This is a genomic window from Vibrio sp. HDW18 (assembly GCF_011306175.1).
Lineage (GTDB): Bacteria > Pseudomonadota > Gammaproteobacteria > Enterobacterales > Vibrionaceae > Vibrio > Vibrio chanodichtyis.
The window spans coordinates 1-17,385 of record NZ_CP049913.1 but is presented as its reverse complement, the minus strand read 5'-3'; the positions used below and the strand labels follow the sequence as shown (position 1 = coordinate 17,385).

The following is a 17,385-nucleotide window of genomic DNA, read 5'->3' as shown; positions in this document are numbered from 1 at the left end:
TGGCAAGCCTTTATGTCCTTGGGCTATCTGGTTATAATCACCGGCCTTAATTGAACAACGGAACTTGCCTGTGCATCCGAACATTGCCCTGCCTGAAGAATTTATCGCATCGATGGCGCAAATACTCCCCGACTCAACGCAGCTCGCGGATTTTATTGCCGCTTGCCAACGGCCACTGCGTAAAAGCATTCGCGTCAATACCCTAAAAATTTCAGTCACCGATTTTGTACAGCGTGCCAATCAGCACGGTTGGCAACTCACTCCGGTGCCTTGGTGTGATAATGGATTTTGGATTGAAGCCGATGAAAGCCAAGTACCGCTTGGCAATAGTGCGGAGCATATGGCAGGGTTGTTTTACATTCAGGAAGCCAGTTCCATGCTGCCTGTTGCAGCGCTATTTATGGGTAACGCTGAATATAAGCGGGTACTGGATATGGCCGCCGCTCCGGGTTCGAAAACCACACAGATCGCCGCGCTAATGCACAACCAAGGAGTGTTGGTTGCCAATGAGTTTTCCGCCAGCCGAGTTAAAGTGTTGCATGCCAACATTGAACGCTGTGGTGTACGAAACAGTGCGCTGACCAATTTTGATGGCTGCGTATTTGGAGGTTGGCTGCCTGAGTGTTTTGACGCGGTGCTGATTGATGCACCCTGTTCGGGAGAAGGCACCATTCGCAAAGATCCGGATGCGATGAAAAACTGGAGTATGCAAGCGATTCATTCGATCGCCGCGACGCAAAAAGCCTTACTTGAGAGTGCCTTTCAGGCACTGAAAGTTGGCGGCACGTTAGTTTACTCAACTTGTACCCTCAGCCGTGAAGAAAACCAGCAAGTCTGTTGGCATCTAAAACAGACCTATGGCGATGCGGTCAGTTTTGAGTCACTGGCGGATTTATTTGCGCAAGCCGACCGTGCTCTGACGGAAGAAGGTTTTCTACACATATTCCCGCAGATGTATGACTGTGAAGGTTTTTTTGTCGCCAAGATTCGCAAATTGGCGGCCATCCCAACCCCTGAAGTACACAAACGGTTAGGTAAGTTCCCATTTAGCAAAGCCAGTGCTAAGCAGCAAAGTGAAATTGCCCAGCAGTTACATCGCGCACTTGGCGTGACCTTACCGGAGCACTCACAAATTTGGTTACGAGATAATGATGTGTGGTTATTTCCACAGGCATTAGAGCCATTACTGGGTGAATTACGTTTTTCGCGCATGGGCATAAAAATTGCTGAAGCACATAAATCCGGTTATCGTTGGCAGCACCAAGTGGCAACCTGTCTTGCTAGCGATAATCTCGCACACTGCGTTGAATTGGATATCGATCAAGCTCGAGAATGGTTTATGGGGCGAGATGTCAGACCCTGCGGGAACAGCGCTCAAGGCGAAGTGATGGTCCGTTACGCTAACCATGTGATTGGTCTTGGTAAATGGGTCGGTAATCGAGTGAAAAACGGCTTACCAAGAGAGCTGGTGAGAGATAAAAATCTGTTTTAAGTGCTCAACCATCGAATGAAATTGTCAACACGGGTCGCTATTTTCAAGCAGTATACTAAGCTTACAGCTAAACCAATCGCGATTTGATGTTGATTAGCGCAGGCTCTTCGGAGCCATTCCCCTAGGCCCTAAACCTGACTGTTAGGGCCTCTTTTTATGCGTTGAGGTTGGGTTAACCGCCGCAATTAAGCTAAGCGAATCCCCTCATCCTCAATCACGATTTTGCCTTGCTTATACAAGCTGCCAATCGTCTTTTTAAAGGTACCTTTACTGGTGCGGAAAGTGGCAAAAATCGCTTCTGGTGTGGATTTATCGCTTAACGGCAGAAAACCGCCTTTTTTAGCTAAAGTGTCTAAAATCTTAGTGCTCAGATCATCCATTTTTTCGGTGCCGATTTTTTGCAGTGCCAGATCGATCTTGCCATCTTCGCGGACACTTTTAATGTAGCCTTTCAGCTTCTTACCAATGAATAACTTACCAAACACATCAGAGGCGAAAATCATCCCCCAGTGGGTGCCATTCACAATCGCTTTGAAACCAAGTTCAGAGCGTTCGGCAATGATCAAATCGACCGCCTGATTTGGCGTATAACGAGCCGGCGTTTTATCCAGCCATTTGTTGAATTTGGTGGTGCCAACAATACGGCCTGACGCTTTATCAGTGTAGACATAAACTAAAATTGTTTGCCCTGCATTAAAACGCGCTCGCTGCTCACTGTAAGGGATCAGCAAATCTTTACCTTTGATGCCCCAATTCGCAAATGCGCCAGTGTTATTCACCCCTTCGATGGTCATTAAGCCCCATTCGCCAACCTGAGCAATCGGGGTTTCAGTCGTCGCAGCCAGTTGGTTTTCTGAATCAAAATACAGAAAAACATCAATAAACTGCCCGATTTCAATCCCTTCCGGTACAAAACGCTTAGGCAGCAAAGTGGTTCCGTATTCACCGGCATCCAAAAAAACGCCAAATTCAGCGAATTTCACGACTTCTAAACTATTAATTTGACCAATGTTAATCATATAAAACTGTCTCACAGCAAATTTGCGGAGATTATACGTTATCTCTGGTATGCTTTCTCGCATTCGAGCAATAAATCCCGCAATTTTACAGGAGTTTTCGTTGATTACCGTAGAGCAGCAAGATGCGGCAACCTTGACGATTGTCAGCCAGATGAGAGGCAGCAAAGAGCTTGATCTCAACTTTTATCTGTTTATTCCGGGTGAATTGGATATTTCACCGGAAGTGATCTCCGAATCTGAATTTTTTTATAGCTCGATCCACCAGCAGCGTGCCTATTACAGTGATCAGATCCTACTGCCGCTGGTACACAGCCGCCTCGCCCAGCGTGGTCATCTTTCCACCACACAATATCGCGTGAGTTTGAGCTTGTTTGCTTACCAGTATGTGATTGCGCTGGATAAAGCGGTCGCGCAGCTTAATAACACCAGTGATACGGTCAGTGTGGAGGAAGTGGACAGTGTGATTGAGTTGTCGCTGGATATTTTACGTCGGTTACGGCGTAGCATTCCCTATGAAGAGCAGTTGAAGCGTTACTACGCCAACATTGATAACTACCTGTCTTGGTACACCGAGCAAAGTTTTTTATCGATGATTGCGCACATGACACGGGATAATGAGTACAAAATTAATAAAGATCGCCTGATCACTCTGATTGAAAAAGAACAAGCTCATCGGGCGCTCAATCAATACAACTCCGATCAAGCCAATCAAGACATTACTCGCTTAAGTAATAAAATGCGTTTGCTGCGCCGGCTGATCGAGCATCCGATCATCCTTAATGAAAAAATAGTGTCACTTGGCAACAATACCAAGCGCGCGGTGAAAGGACTGGCCACCGGTTTAGTCATGGTGGCAGTGACGATTACTGCGATTTCTGCCCGTGATTACTGGGGAGAGATTACCGCCTCTTTTATCATTGCCATGTCGTTTATTTATGCGTTACGCGAAATTTTTAAAGATGATTTGCGTGACATGATGTGGCGTTGGATCAGTAAAGGCAAAGCAAAATGGCGCCGCCACTATTTTGACCCGACCACAGGTAAACAGGTGGGCGATAAAGAAGAGTGGTTGGATTATAAAAAATTGAGCGACCTCCCCGACCGGATACAAGCGATCCGTAAAAAACGTATTGTGCAGCGTGAAGAGCAGATCTTGCATTATCGGTCGCATACTGAGATGTCAACCTCACGCTTTATGAGTGGCTATGAAGAGACGCGCGAAACCTTAATGGTCGATCTGCGGGCCATCATGCGCCAGATGGATAAGGGCTCCAACTACATTTATCAGCTCAACAATGGTCAAGTGAGCCGCGAGTCGGTGGAAAAACGTCATCTGCTGAATTTGATTGTCAAAGAGAATCATCATAAAGCTGAACCGACCTACTACCGTTGGAAAATCGTGCTCAATCGGAGTCGGATTGTCGATATTGAATCCATTCCGCTGACCTAAGCGCTATATTCGTCGAGCGAGAGTGTGGAAAGTTTCGCCAAATGTTATTTCAGCCACTCAATTTAACGCCATTTACACCGTTGTTTACGGTGCAATGGTTTATTCTCTCTGGCAAATTCGCTATCTTTAGCGCTTCGCCACAACAGGATAGGCGCTTGCATGCCACTGAAAACTGATGAATTAAGAACCCAAGCATTGGGTCCAATGCCAACACCCGCCGAATTGAGCCTCGCCCACCCGATCACCGAACCTGTCGCGTCAAGAATTGCACAGTCTCGGCGTCAAATTGAACGGATCTTGACTGGTGAGGATGATCGCTTGTTGGTGATTGTTGGCCCTTGCTCGATTCACGATACCGATGCAGCGCTCGAATACGCCCGCCGCCTAGCTGCGCTACAAAACAATTACCAAGAGCAATTGTTTGTGGTGATGCGCACTTACTTTGAAAAACCGCGCACAGTCGTTGGCTGGAAAGGTTTGATCACCGATCCTAATTTAGATGGCTCCTACGCTTTAGAAACCGGCCTCAATAAAGCGCGCCAATTACTGCTCGATGTCAATAAACTCGGTTTAGCGACCGCGACAGAATTTCTTGACATGGTGACTGGGCAATATATTGCTGACCTTATCACTTGGGGTGCCATTGGAGCCCGTACCACTGAATCACAAATTCACCGCGAGATGGCCTCGGCCCTTTCTTGCCCGGTTGGTTTTAAAAACGCCACCAACGGCAATGTGAAAGTCGCGATTGATGCGATCCGAGCGGCCAAGGCGTCACACTATTTCTATTCACCAGATAAGAATGGCCGCATGACCGTTTACCGCACCAGTGGAAATCCATTTGGACACGTCATTTTACGTGGTGGAGATACAGGCCCCAACTTTGCGGCTGAGGCGATTAATGAGGCGTGCCAACAGTTAGCCGAGTTCAATTTGGCTGAGCGCTTAGTGGTTGATTTTAGCCATGCCAATTGCCAAAAGCAGCATCGTCAACAACTGGATGTCGCGCGTGATATTTGCCAACAGATCGCCGCGGGCAGCCACCAAATTGCTGGCATTATGGCGGAAAGTTTCCTTGTGGAAGGTAACCAGCCAATGCATGATCTCAATAACCTGACTTATGGACTTTCGATCACCGATCCGTGTTTAGGATGGGACGATACCGCCACCATGCTCGACATGTTGGCACAATCGATCAAAGTTCGTCGTTCCCGTAATTAAGGAAAACTTATGCCTTCTTTTGATATTGTTTCAGAAATTGATGCCGTTGAACTGCGTAACGCGGTAGATAACGCCACTCGTGAACTGGCGACTCGCTTTGATTTTCGCAACGTAGAGGCCAGTTTTTCTCTGAAAGAAGAGACCGTTAAACTGGCGGCTGAAGATGATTTTCAGCTTGGACAGATGATGGATATTTTGCGTGGTAATCTCGCCAAACGTGGGGTTGATGCGCGAGCCATGAAAGCCAACGACTCAGTCCATATCGGCAAAAACTGGTACAAAGAAGCGGATTTTAAACAAGGTTTGGAAGCGTTACTGGCCAAAAAAATCGTCAAACTGATCAAAGATGCCAAAATTAAAGTGCAAGCGTCGATTCAAGGCGACAAAGTGCGAGTGACGGGTAAAAAGCGCGATGATTTGCAAGAAGTGATGGCGCTGCTACGTGAGGCCAACCTTGAGCAGCCGCTGCAGTACAATAACTTCCGTGATTAATCACGCATAACCACGATGGTTATAAAGCAAATAGTTATAAAGCAAATACTTATAAAGCGAATGTTTATAAAACAAACAGCTGAATGCCCCGTGACTCGGGGCATTGTTTTATCAACGGTGATTGACTCTGTGATCTCGAATCAATCACCGTACAAAGTAGCACAAATGAATGGCTAACTTACCAACTCGGTCCTTTGCTGGGCGAATGAGGTAAATGGCGTCGATATTGCTGCATGCCTTGGATGATGCGCCAAATCCAAATCGAAATAGCAGCAAGGGCAATTAACGCGCCCAAATAAGGGATCGCATAACCTAATTGACCAAGCCACGTTTCATGCATCCAGTAACGATTAACCCCCATAATGATACCGTTGCTGGTTGCTACCGTCACAATCAGCACCACAAAGAAGGTGAGATAGAGGAAGAAACTGCGAATTAGCCCATAGTAATGAGAATTCGCGACATCACCATCTTGGTTCTTATCCAATCGGTAACCGGCATAAATGATGCCAATCACACCCGATAGCAAACAAGTAAAAGGCGTCAGTAAGCTAGCAATGTAGACAAACCAAACTGATTTGTGCGCGCTATCTTGATTCATGGCTCACCTCTCCGTTTGTTTGATCCCGTGACACCATTTGAGAAGGTGTACTCATTTCTTCAATTTCACCGCGGCGTTTCACTTCTTCATACCAAAGGTCGTGATGCTCTTTGGCCCACGTTTCATCCACTTTGCCAGTCACCATGCCTTCTAATGCGCCTTCCATACCAAATAAACCGATATAAATATGGAAGATAAAGCCACAGATTAAGATCAATGCCGAGAACATATGAATGAGGTTGGCCCATTCCATATCACGGCGGGTCTGGCCGAAAATCGGGAAATCGAGCACTAGCCCACTGATAGCCGCAAAGGTTCCAAACACAATCAGCAGCCAATAGATGGCTTTCTCTCCGGCGTTAGAAAAACCAGCCGAAGGATGTGTGCCTTTATGCTTACCCACCATGCCGCCTAATTTGATAAACCACTGCATATCCACTTTATTAAATATTGATTTACGCCACCACTTGAGCAGTACCAACATCAGCAAAATGAAAAACAGTGGCCCCATGTAGTTGTGATACTGCTTGGCGGCATAGATGATCCAGCCCCATAGTTGGCCTGGAATATAGGGTTTTAAAAAATATTTACCATATACCAGCATCAAGCCACTGAACGCCAAAGTGAGAAAGGTAAACGCCATACTCCAGTGCAGCGCCCTATCTGAGCGCGACCAACGATTGAGTTTACGACCGGTACGCGGCTTACTCAGCATCAGTGGGCCAACTGCGATATAGGCCAGCACCACCATCGCAATGCTACCGAAAATCGCAACCGCACCAGCCGGAGACATCCATTTCTCTTTGAGGATAAACCAAGTTTCACCGGGTTTACTGATCAACACGCCATGCTCAGGCGAGTGAGACGTGGTGTAGCCCGCCTCACCTTGGCGAACCTGACGCCAAAAGTCGGCCCCTGCCAGTTGGCTCATCTCTTTTTGTGCCACATCCGGTTTAGTATTCTGCTCTGCCATTGCCGGTTGAACCAACCAGCATAGCAGTGCTGCTAATAAAGGCAGCACAAAACGAGTGGCGCGAGAAAGTTGTTGTCTCATAGCCAGTTAACTCCGAGTTGCATCATAGGCGAGATCTTCACCGTTAGTCCAACCGGCACCTTTGGCACCACGTTCAACCACTCGTTGACGGAAAATATCGGAGATCTTTTCCGCATCTCCAGCCAACAAAGCTTTGGTAGAACAAAGCGATGCACACATCGGCAGCTTACCTTCGGCAATCCGGTTGGCTCCGTATTTGCGACGCTCGGCTTCTGAACCCGGCTCTGTTTCAGGGCCACCAGCACAGAAGGTGCATTTGTCCATCTTACCGCGTTCACCAAACGCTGCTTGTTTGGGAAACTGCGGCGCACCAAACGGGCAAGCAAACAAGCAGTAACCACAACCGATACAGAGATCTTTGTTGTGCAGCACAATGCCATCTTCGGTATGCACAAAGCAGTCTGCAGGACACACCGCCATACAAGGTGCATCGGTACAGTGCATACACGCCACGGAAATCGAGTTTTCACCCGGTTCACCATCGTTGAGCGTAACCACGCGGCGACGCTGGATGCCCCATTCCAGCGCATCATCGTTTTCATTTTTACAGGCCGTGACACAGCCGTTACATTCGATACAGCGTTTGGTGTCACACAGGAATTTCATTCTTGCCATGGGTAAGCTCCTTACGCTTTACGAATGTTACAGAGGGTGACTTTGGTTTCCTGCATCAAGGTGACAGGATCGTAGCCGTAGGTCGTGGCAGTGTTTGCCGATTCCCCAACCACATAAGGCTGTGTCCCTTCTGGGTATTTCGGACGCAGATCTTCCCCTTGGAACTTGCCAGCAAAGTGGAACGGAATAAACGCCATCCCCGCTTTCACACGGCGGGTCACCATCGCTTTAACTTTGATGCGCCCTTTCTCAGCCCCTTCAACCCACACCATATCACCATCTATAAAGCCTAAATCGTTGGCATCTTTCGGGTTCACTTCAACAAACATCTCTTGTTGCAGCTCGGCCAACCAAGGATTCGAACGGGTTTCTTCACCGCCCCCTTCATATTCTACTAAGCGGCCAGAAGTAAGGATGATCGGATATTCCATCGATTTATCTTGTGCTTGAATCGATTTATACAGCGTAGGTACCCGAAAAATAAACGCTTGATCATCCCATGTGGGGTAATCAGCCAACAGATCGCGGCGCGGGGTGTACAAGGGTTCACGATGCAGCGGCACGCGGTCTGGGAAAGTCCACACAATCGCCCGCGCTTTGGCGTTACCAAATGGAACACAGCCGTGCTTAATCGCCACCCGTTGAATACCGCCAGACAGATCGGTTTTCCAATTCTGACCTTCAGCCGCTGCTTGCTCTACGGGGGTTAAATCACTCCACCATCCCAATTGCTTGAGCAGTTTATCGCTAAATTCTGGATAGCCATCTTGCAGCTCACAGCCTTTCGAATAACTGTCTTCCGCGAGTAGGTTGTGACCTTCAAATTCGACGCCAAATCGAGTGCGGAAGTTACCACCACCTTCGGCGACCGTTTTCGAAGTATCGTAAAGAATATGGGTACCAGGGTGTTTCATTTCCGGTGTGCCCCAGCAAGGCCAAGGTAAGCCATAAGTCTCACCATGCACAGGTCCGCCTTCTGCGGCTATGGTCACTTTATGGAAGGTATGCCAATGTTGCTGATGAGTTTTCAATCGTTCAGGACTTTGACCAGTACAACCAATCGCCCACATCCCGCGGTTAAATTCGCGGGTGATGTCTTCAATCAGTGGCTGATTATTTACCACCTGAATGTGTTTACACAGTTGATCCGCAATCCCCAGTTTTTGACTGAGCAAGTACATGATTTCGTGATCGGGTTTAGAGTCAAATAACGGCTCAATCACCTGATCTCGCCATTGCATTGAGCGGTTAGAGGCGGTCACACTACCATAGGTTTCAAACTGAGTGGTCGCCGGTAGCAGATACACCCCATCGGTGCGATCGTTCATCACCGCAGCAACGGTTGGGTATGGATCCACAATCACCATCATATCCAGCTTTTGCATGGCCTTTTTCATTTCCACGCCGCGGGTTTGCGAATTGACAGCATGCCCCCAATAGAACATCGCGCGAATATTTTCTCGTTGCTGCAGGTTGTCTTTGTTTTCCAGCACGCCATCGATCCAGCGTGAAACCGGGATCCCCGGTGTTTCCATCGGCAGTGCGCCGTGATAGATATTCGGGTCAAAACGCTGCTTAAGCCATGAAAAATCAATATCCCAGACTTTAGCCCAATGTTGCCATGAACCTTCGGTTAAGCCGTAATAGCCAGGTAAGCTATCGGACAATACCCCAAAATCGGTAGCCCCTTGCACATTATCGTGACCGCGGAAAATATTGGCCCCACCACCGGATTTTCCGATGTTACCTAATGCCAGCTCGAGTACACAGTAAGCGCGGGTATTGTTGTTGCCGGTGGTGTGCTGCGTACCACCCATACACCAAATTACACAACCCGGACGGTTTTCGGCCAGAATTTTCGCTGTGGTGTAAACTTCTTGTTCGCTTACGCCGGTGACACGTTCAACTTCTGCCGGCGTCCATTTTTCGACTTCAGCGCGGATTTCATCCATGCCGAATACACGTTGCTGAATGTACTCTTGATCTTGCCAGTTATGTTTAAATACATGCCACAAGATGCCCCAGATAAAGGCCACATCGGTACCTGGCCGCAGAGCAACAAAATGATCGGCCTTGGCCGCCGTACGAGTGCGGCGCGGATCGGCAACCACAATCTTGCAGCCATTTTTCTCTTCCGCGATCAAAATATGCTGCATTGCCACCGGGTGTGCTTCTGCCGGATTGGATCCAATAAACAACATCGACTTGCAATTTTGCATATCGTTGAATGAATTGGTCATTGCCCCATAGCCCCAAGTATTTGCCACCCCAGCCACGGTCGTGGAGTGGCAAATACGCGCTTGGTGATCAACATTGTTGGTGCCCCACAGCGAAGCCATTTTACGAAACAGATACGCTTGCTCATTGCTGTGTTTAGCACTACCGAGAAAGTACACCGCGTCCGGACCTGACTGTTCGCGGATCTTCAGCACTTGGTCACCAATCTCATTGATGGCTTGTTCCCAAGAGATTTTCTTCCACTTACCACCATCAAGTTTCATTGGGTATTTCAAACGCCGCTCACCATGGCCGTGTTCACGTAAAGCTGCACCTTTCGCACAGTGACCACCTGCATTAAATGGATGATCGAAAGCTGGCTCTTGACCGGTCCATACTCCGTTTTGTACTTCCGCGTAGATCCCACAACCTACCGAGCAGTGCGAACAGATAGTGCGCTTTAGTTCGGTTTTCGCGCTGCGTTGCACGTCGCTGGCCTGCACTTTACGGATCATGCTCGGTGTGAACAGAGAGGCTCCGACCACTGCGCCACCGGCGGCCAGTGACGTGTTTTTCATAAAGGCCCGGCGGCTAATACCGAGCTGATTTGGCTGTTTGGTCACGCTGTCTGCACGTTTGATCAGTCTCATCGCATTGGCTCCTATAGCGTGTTGTAGTAATCACGAATGTGCTGGGTTTCGTAATAGCCTTTTTTCAGTGGCGGTTGACTTTCGGCATTCACATCACTGGCCTGCGTTGTTGTACTGACCCCAGCGACGACAGCACCAGCCACAACCGCGGTGCCTAATCCTTTCAGCAGATCGCGTCTGCTGTGGTCTACTTGGTGCTCTTTTTTCATTGATTGCTTCCTTATTGCTTATATTTTAGCAACTTAGCTGTGCGTCTTAAGACGTCTGCTTTCTGATCCCAGTCGGTTTACTGCTCGACTTTATCGGTCAGGTTTTTCACCTCGATCCGATAGCGATTGTTGCGACTGCTTGGGACATGCGTCATCGCCACTTGTTCTAAGCTCAAAAACGCGTCCAAAAGATCGGCCACGGCGAGATAAAATTGCGCATGAGGTGCTTGTCGGATTTGCCTGACTAGCTTGCCAAACCACGGTGCAATATGGCGGTAGAAAAACACGTCTTCTTGCCCCTCGGTTTGCTCACACAAATAAGCCATGGTTTCGCACAGCACCGCGATGTGATCTTCAGGCTCACGGACTTGCTTCTCTCGCTCTAGCCCCAATCTGGTCAAATCCGCACGGATCTCAGCCAGCGGCTTTTCCATCAGTGAACCGGTTAAATGCCATGAGGCAAAAGGCACCACCTCACCACGGCCAATACCAATAAATAGCTTTTGATACTCCTCAGCTAAGGAGTCTGCTCGAGTATTTTGTGCAGCAGCGGCGAGCGCCTGCCACGCTTGTGCCATTTCGGTGCCATTGGCTTCAAATTCCAATTCGGCTAAAAAAGTACACAGATCGGCACAAGGCACATCACGCAGCAGTGTCGCGATCAGTAGGTAAATGTCGGCGCGCATTGATGGTGAATGCATAGATTGCGCTTGCATTGCTTTCTCCTCAGTAGTTGAGCTGCTGCTCAGGATCATCGGCCATGGCTTCAAACAGGTCGATGACTCGGCAGTCTTCGCACATCGCAATCCGATTCAGGGCGGCAGGATGAGCAAAATGAGAGTGACCGTGTAATTTGTTTTGTAACAAAGAGATCATCGATTGCGGCGCGAAAGGCTTATGGCAGCGCAGGCACAGGGCCGGCTCTTCTTGATGCAAAGTCACCACAGATTGGCGTGCCGTTGGGTTCCAGTTAAGCTGCGCAGTAGTACTCAACGCTTGTTGCGGGCAAGCTTTGACACATAAGCCACACTGCACGCACTCTTGCTCAATAAAACGTAAGGCTGGGCTATCTCCCGCCGGATGCAGCGCTGCGGTTGGACACACCGCAACACAGCTCATGCATAAAGTACAATCACTGGTTTGGCATGCAATCGTGCCATAAGGCGCATTGAGGCTGAGAGGTTGCACGCTCAGCGGCGCATCGAGTGTTTTTGCTAAGCCATCCAGCGCGGTAAACAGGCGCTCGCGCTTATTACCCACTAAATCCCCCAAATGAAGTCCCAGCGGCTGTTCACACAGAACCGGCATCCCCTCGCGCAGCGATTCAAGATAAACAATATCAATCGTCTCTTTGGCCAAACCTAAGTGAGTCAGTAGGCTCTGCGCCATGCTCACCTCTTGGTTGAGAATGCGTTGAATGGTTGGCGGCATATGGTGACTTGCCGCAAATAACACTTGAGTTGCACCATTCACTAATGCGGCAAACCAACTGTCGATACCAACCGAAGGCAGTTCTTCCACCACCACAGGAATCACGTTATCTGGCAATACCTTAAGCGCCATGACGTTGTAACTTTTATGGCGAGAGCTGCAGATCAGCACGATCGGTTTTTCACCGGCGGCTTGGTGGTAATTGGCCAGTAAGCGCTCAATGAATTTTTGCGTATCGGTAGGATTGGGCAGTGCGTAGTGAATCGCTTCGGTCGGACAAGCGGTCGCACAGGTCCCTACCCCTTGGCACAAATAAGGGTTAATTTGAATGCGATGCCCGGTTTGATCCGATCCTTCACTCGACAGCGCGCCTGCCGGACACGCATCGACACAACGTTGGCACCCCTTCACGCCACGAGAGCTATGCGCACAAAGATCGGTATCGAGACGAAAATATTTTGGCTTATCAAAAGTGCCGATCAGGGTTGGAATTTGTTCCAGTGCATCGGCTAGGGTTGGATAGCCGCGCCCGACCGGAAAATAGCCCGGGACAGGAACCTCTTCACGCATCAAACCATTGAGCGACATATCTAAAACAAGATCAAAGCAGTTGGCCGCGAGCGCAGCTTGCGCCAAATTGATTCGCTTGCCATGATTTTCCACATTCACCGTGAATGCACCGAGAAAGCCACTGATTTCTAGCGTATCGGCATAGTACAGATTGCTTTGGGTGCCAGGCTCACCATCCACCGAAAGTAGCGTGATGGAAGTCATGCTGCTGAGCTGCTCGGCAATCCGTTCAATCAGCGTAGTGGGACCGATAATTAACGTGTCGCCACCACTTTGGTAGCTGACCGTAGGCGGAATAAGATTAGTCAGCTCAACCGTATGCTCGATGGCATACTGTCGCGCCCGAGCGTTGGCAGACGTCGCTTGTTGTAGGAGGTTTAACATTGCTTGCTTCCGTTGATAAGAATCACGAACCGAGTCGGCTCGTTTTAAACAAGCCATCGATAGCAAGTAGCGTTAGCAAATAGCGTTCCAAAACTATTTTATTGAAAAATAACAACATTTATTGATGGTAGAGATAAGCTATTAACCCACAGCATCAGAGTGAGACATTATGTCTCACCCTATCTATGGCAGAATAAGTCAAAATGTCCCTGATCGTGATATGGTCAATTTTGTCTCATCGGCTATGGATCTGATAGGTCGCTCTCTACTTCAGTATTGCAAGCTGAACGCGGCTTAGGTTCAACTCGCGGCGCTGAATCTTCGGCGAGGGTGACAGTTGCAAGTGCATTATCATTATTTGATGGCGGTTGCTCTTGTTCAATCTCTGACACCGTTTGTGTCTCATGGCACCATTGACGTAAAGTGTGTGCCACTTGCGTGGTGAGTGTTGCCGTATTACGGTAATCCGCGTTGTAATCATCCAACATACAGACTTGGTCAAACTCACCACTCAAAAATAGCTTACGCAGCGCGGCTTTTTTCAGCGCTGGCGCTGCATTGGAGAGCAACAAACTCGCCACGCTAGGTTGTTGCTCCTCGTCTACATTGCTTGATTTGAGCGCGGGGCTTTCCCGTCCATGATCAGATCCACATGGTTCCTGCGCGATTTGTGAATACTCGCAAGCCAACTCCTCTGATAGCTCAAGGGGTGATTTTTGCTCTGGCTCTCTGGCTAATTTACGTTGTGACCAACGGGAAAAGAACGGCTCAGTTGCCACAAGATCTCCCCGCGCCGGCGCGTTTTTTGCGGCGGATTTCGAGTAGCTCACCATGGCGACCAATATAAGCTTCTATCCACGCCTGTACTGGCAATGGCATATCAGCCGAAAGCACCAGATAATCACTGTCCATATAGCGGCTGGCAAGTGCTTGTGATGCGGTCAATTGCACAATTTTCAGCGGTTGATCTTCATTGGGGTTTTCTGCAATCAAAAACAGTTTCGGCGCTTGTGAACTGAGGTTAAAACGATAATCGGTGCGCTCATCACGATGCAAATGCACGGTTGCAATATATTGACTCGTCTCTTCTGACCTTAAGCTAAAACCGTGCAACAACCACTGAGTGGTTTGCCAGCGGCCACGCGAGACAAGATGAGGCTCAAGCTGGCAAGCCAGCGACCAAGCGCTATCAGTCTTGTGATATAGGGTATCGATTAAAAATGGAGGAGAAGTTTGTTCAGTCATAACTCAGACTCGATGAATCATCACAATCTAAATTAAAGCAATAATTGCGCCATTTGGGTTAAGGTCATTTTTTCTTCGGCACTTTTTTTGCTAGATTGACGAGACTTTTCTTATTCGTGGTTGAGCAAAGGATTATCGAAGCTCAAACACGTCACACACAGGAATCCCGCGTGGCTAAACCTTCCATCATCAAAACCAGCGTCGATCCGCTGCAAACCATTGACGTTGAAGTGTATGACGAGTACGGCGAAAAACTGGTGAAATCGATCGCTTGCGAACGCCCGCTGACGGTCTTGCTCAATTGGCAAGAGATTGTCACTTTGATGACGCTCGGCTCACGCCCAGAAGCTTTAGTGCTCGGTTATTTGAAAAACCAACGTTTTATTTCTGATCCTGATGCCCTTGATTCAGTGATCATCGATTGGCAAACCCAGTCTGCTGCGGTGATCACACGTGAAAATCTGGATCACTTGGCCCCAGCTCTTAAGAAAAAAACCGTAACCTCCGGCTGTGGTCAAGGCACCATGTATGGCAACGTAATGCAGCAGCTAGAAAATTACCAAGTTCCACAACAACCAATTAAGCAGTCACAGATTTACGCGGCACTGGAGGCGTTAACCCACTACAACGACACCTACAAAAAAGCTGGAGCGGTGCATGGTTGTGCCATTTGCCAACACAATCAAGTGATCTCATTTGTAGAAGACGTCGGTCGCCACAATGCGGTAGATACCTTGGCTGGTGAAATGTGGCTGAATAACCTGAGCGGTCACGACAAAATTTTCTACACTACGGGGCGTTTAACCTCAGAGATGGTGATCAAAGTGGCACAAATGGGCATTCCGGTGTTACTTTCTCGTTCAGGGGTAACACAGATGGGGCTTGAATTAGCCCAACGTTTTGGCATTACCACGATTGCCCGCGCTTCAGGTCGTCGCTTTCATGTGTACAGTGGCGCCAACAAAGTGGTGTTTGATGTGAAAGGCTCGCTTGAACAAGCATAAGCAAACTATTGAACAGTCGTTGAACACGTTTTCTGATCACTTTGCTGGATAGCAAAAGAGCCTCAACTGAGGCTCTTTTCAATAACGGGTTGCGCGAATTAATGCTTAACCCTCAACACCACGCGAGCGCAGGAACTCAGCGTAAGTTCCTTTAAAGTCAGTGATTTTGCCATCACGAATTTCAATGATACGGGTTGCCAATGAATCAACAAACACACGGTCATGAGAGACGAAGAACAGCGTACCTTTGTACTGCTCTAAGGCGTTGTTCAAAGACTCGATCGATTCCATATCCATGTGGTTGGTTGGCTCATCAAGCAGCAACATGTTAGGTTTGTGCATCATGAGTTTACCAAGCAACATCCGGCCTTGCTCACCACCTGACAGTACCTTGACCGATTTTTTGATGTCATCTTGACCAAACAGCATCCGACCTAAGAAGCTGCGGATCACTTGCTCATCATCACCCTCTTGACGCCATTGTCCCATCCACTCCATCAGCTTCATGTCTTGTTCAAATTCATGCGCATGATCTTGTGCATAGTAACCAATGTTCGAGTTTTCCGACCATTTGTACAGGCCGCTACGAGGCTCAAGTATCCCAGCTAGGGTATTGAGCAGTGTGGTTTTACCCACCCCGTTTTCACCGATGATCGCCACACGCTCACCCACTTCAAAAATCGCATTGAAGTTGCTAAACAGATCGCTATCAAAACCTTGGCTAAGGTTTTCCACAATCAGAGCGTTACGGAACAACTCTTTCGATTGCTCAAAACGAATGAATGGGTTCTGACGGCTAGATGCCTTCACTTCATCGAGTTTGATCTTATCAATCTGTCTAGCACGAGAAGTGGCTTGTTTGGCTTTCGATGCGTTGGCCGAGAAACGTGCTACGAAGGTTTGTAGCTCAGCAATTTGCGCTTTTTTCTTGGCGTTATCAGACAACAGGCGCTCACGAGCTTGAGTCGCGGCAGTCATGTACTCATCGTAGTTGCCTGGATAAATGCGCAGTTCGCCGTAATCCAAGTCCGCCATGTGGGTACACACAGAGTTTAAGAAGTGACGGTCGTGCGAGATGATGATCATGGTGCAGTTACGTGCATTCAGTGTATCTTCTAGCCAACGAATGGTGTCGATGTCCAAGTTGTTGGTCGGTTCGTCGAGCAGCATGATATCTGGATCAGCAAACAGGATTTGCGCCAGCAGTACCCGCAGTTTCCAGCCCGGAGCCACACTGCTCATCAGGCCGTAATGTTGCTCTAGTGGAATACCTACCGCCAGCAGCAGTTCGCCCGCTTTGGATTCCGCCATGTAGCCATCCATCTCAGCGAATTCCACTTCGAGATCGGCCACGCGCATACCATCTTCTTCAGTCATTTCAGGCAGAGCGTAAATATGGTCGCGCTCTTGTTTGACCTTCCACAACTCTTTGTGACCCATGATCACAGTGTCAATCACAGTGAACTCTTCGTAGGCAAACTGATCCTGATTCAGCTTGGCAACCCGCTCATTCGGATCGTAACTGACGTTACCGCCGGTTGGATCTAACTCACCACTGAGGATTTTCATGAAAGTGGATTTACCACAACCATTTGCGCCGATTAAACCGTAGCGATTACCTTCGCCAAACTTAACTGAAATGTTTTCAAACAGTGGCTTAGCGCCGAATTGTTGAGTGATATTCGCTGTAGAAATCAAAGCCTGTACCTTAGTGGGTTAACATGCCTGCCT

General features: G+C 48.5%; 16 protein-coding genes. 5 read left to right on the top strand and 11 right to left on the bottom strand.

Translation table 11 applies throughout. The features are described from left to right. The first annotated feature begins 70 nt into the window (after positions 1–70). Complete coding sequence (gene rsmF / locus G7083_RS00080) at positions 71–1,492, top strand: 16S rRNA (cytosine(1407)-C(5))-methyltransferase RsmF (RefSeq protein ID WP_166012995.1); 1,422 nt, start codon at positions 71–73, stop codon at positions 1,490–1,492. A 185-nt stretch (positions 1,493–1,677) separates the two neighbouring features. Here rsmF and G7083_RS00075 read toward each other — a convergent pair whose 3' ends face one another. After that, entirely contained in the window at positions 1,678–2,511 is an 834-nt protein-coding gene (locus tag G7083_RS00075) for a S1 RNA-binding domain-containing protein (protein ID WP_166012994.1), read from the bottom strand. A 100-nt stretch (positions 2,512–2,611) separates the two neighbouring features. Between G7083_RS00075 and G7083_RS00070 the strand changes: the two genes are divergently transcribed. The 3 genes from G7083_RS00070 to G7083_RS00060 all read left to right on the top strand — a co-directional run bounded on the left by G7083_RS00070 (position 2,612) and on the right by G7083_RS00060 (position 5,674). Beyond that, positions 2,612–3,961: a hypothetical protein gene (locus G7083_RS00070; protein WP_166012993.1), complete on the top strand. Its 1,350-nt coding sequence runs from the start codon at positions 2,612–2,614 to the stop codon at positions 3,959–3,961. Positions 3,962–4,120: 159 nt separating this feature from the next. After that, positions 4,121–5,182 carry a 3-deoxy-7-phosphoheptulonate synthase gene (locus G7083_RS00065; RefSeq protein WP_166012992.1) on the top strand — a complete coding sequence of 354 codons (1,062 nt, stop codon included), beginning with the start codon at positions 4,121–4,123 and terminating at the stop codon, positions 5,180–5,182. Between the two features lie 9 nt (positions 5,183–5,191). Further along, on the top strand, positions 5,192–5,674 hold the full coding sequence (locus G7083_RS00060; RefSeq protein ID WP_166012991.1) for a YajQ family cyclic di-GMP-binding protein: 483 nt from the start codon (positions 5,192–5,194) through the stop codon (positions 5,672–5,674). A gap of 178 nt (positions 5,675–5,852) precedes the next feature. On the opposite strand, the gene G7083_RS00055 is transcribed toward G7083_RS00060, so the two are convergent. The 9 genes from G7083_RS00055 to G7083_RS00015 all read right to left on the bottom strand — a co-directional run bounded on the left by G7083_RS00055 (position 5,853) and on the right by G7083_RS00015 (position 14,650). Then, complete coding sequence (locus G7083_RS00055; protein ID WP_166012990.1) at positions 5,853–6,275, bottom strand: hypothetical protein; 423 nt, start codon at positions 6,273–6,275, stop codon at positions 5,853–5,855. After that, entirely contained in the window at positions 6,262–7,329 is a 1,068-nt protein-coding gene (locus G7083_RS00050; protein ID WP_166012989.1) for a formate dehydrogenase subunit gamma, read from the bottom strand. Before G7083_RS00050 ends, G7083_RS00055 begins: the two co-directional genes overlap by 14 nt. A 6-nt stretch (positions 7,330–7,335) precedes the next feature. Further along, positions 7,336–7,944, bottom strand: coding sequence for a formate dehydrogenase FDH3 subunit beta (gene fdh3B, locus G7083_RS00045; RefSeq protein WP_166012988.1), 609 nt, complete (start codon positions 7,942–7,944; stop codon positions 7,336–7,338). 11 nt (positions 7,945–7,955) lie between these two features. Further along, the gene (locus G7083_RS00040; protein WP_166012987.1) at positions 7,956–10,811 is read right to left on the bottom strand and encodes a formate dehydrogenase subunit alpha; all 2,856 of its coding nucleotides are present in this window, start codon (positions 10,809–10,811) and stop codon (positions 7,956–7,958) included. An 11-nt stretch (positions 10,812–10,822) separates the two neighbouring features. Then, a complete protein-coding gene (locus G7083_RS00035; RefSeq protein WP_166012986.1) occupies positions 10,823–11,020 on the bottom strand; it encodes a twin-arginine translocation signal domain-containing protein in 198 nt (65 codons plus the stop codon). A 77-nt stretch (positions 11,021–11,097) separates the two neighbouring features. Beyond that, positions 11,098–11,736: a molecular chaperone gene (locus tag G7083_RS00030; RefSeq protein ID WP_166012985.1), complete on the bottom strand. Its 639-nt coding sequence runs from the start codon at positions 11,734–11,736 to the stop codon at positions 11,098–11,100. Between the two features lie 10 nt (positions 11,737–11,746). Beyond that, positions 11,747–13,405, bottom strand: coding sequence for a 4Fe-4S binding protein (locus tag G7083_RS00025; RefSeq protein WP_166012984.1), 1,659 nt, complete (start codon positions 13,403–13,405; stop codon positions 11,747–11,749). 242 nt (positions 13,406–13,647) lie between these two features. After that, a complete protein-coding gene (locus G7083_RS00020) occupies positions 13,648–14,247 on the bottom strand; it encodes a DUF3306 domain-containing protein (protein WP_166012983.1) in 600 nt (199 codons plus the stop codon). Further along, positions 14,174–14,650 (bottom strand): DUF3305 domain-containing protein, encoded by a 477-nt coding sequence (locus G7083_RS00015; RefSeq protein WP_166012982.1) that lies wholly within the window; start codon positions 14,648–14,650, stop codon positions 14,174–14,176. Before G7083_RS00015 ends, G7083_RS00020 begins: the two co-directional genes overlap by 74 nt. A 170-nt stretch (positions 14,651–14,820) precedes the next feature. On the opposite strand from G7083_RS00015, the gene G7083_RS00010 reads away from it, so the two are divergent. Beyond that, positions 14,821–15,654 carry a formate dehydrogenase accessory sulfurtransferase FdhD gene (locus tag G7083_RS00010; protein ID WP_166012981.1) on the top strand — a complete coding sequence of 278 codons (834 nt, stop codon included), beginning with the start codon at positions 14,821–14,823 and terminating at the stop codon, positions 15,652–15,654. A 105-nt stretch (positions 15,655–15,759) separates the two neighbouring features. Here G7083_RS00010 and G7083_RS00005 read toward each other — a convergent pair whose 3' ends face one another. Further along, positions 15,760–17,352: an ABC-F family ATPase gene (locus G7083_RS00005; RefSeq protein WP_166012980.1), complete on the bottom strand. Its 1,593-nt coding sequence runs from the start codon at positions 17,350–17,352 to the stop codon at positions 15,760–15,762. Between the last annotated feature and the right edge of the window lie 33 nt (positions 17,353–17,385).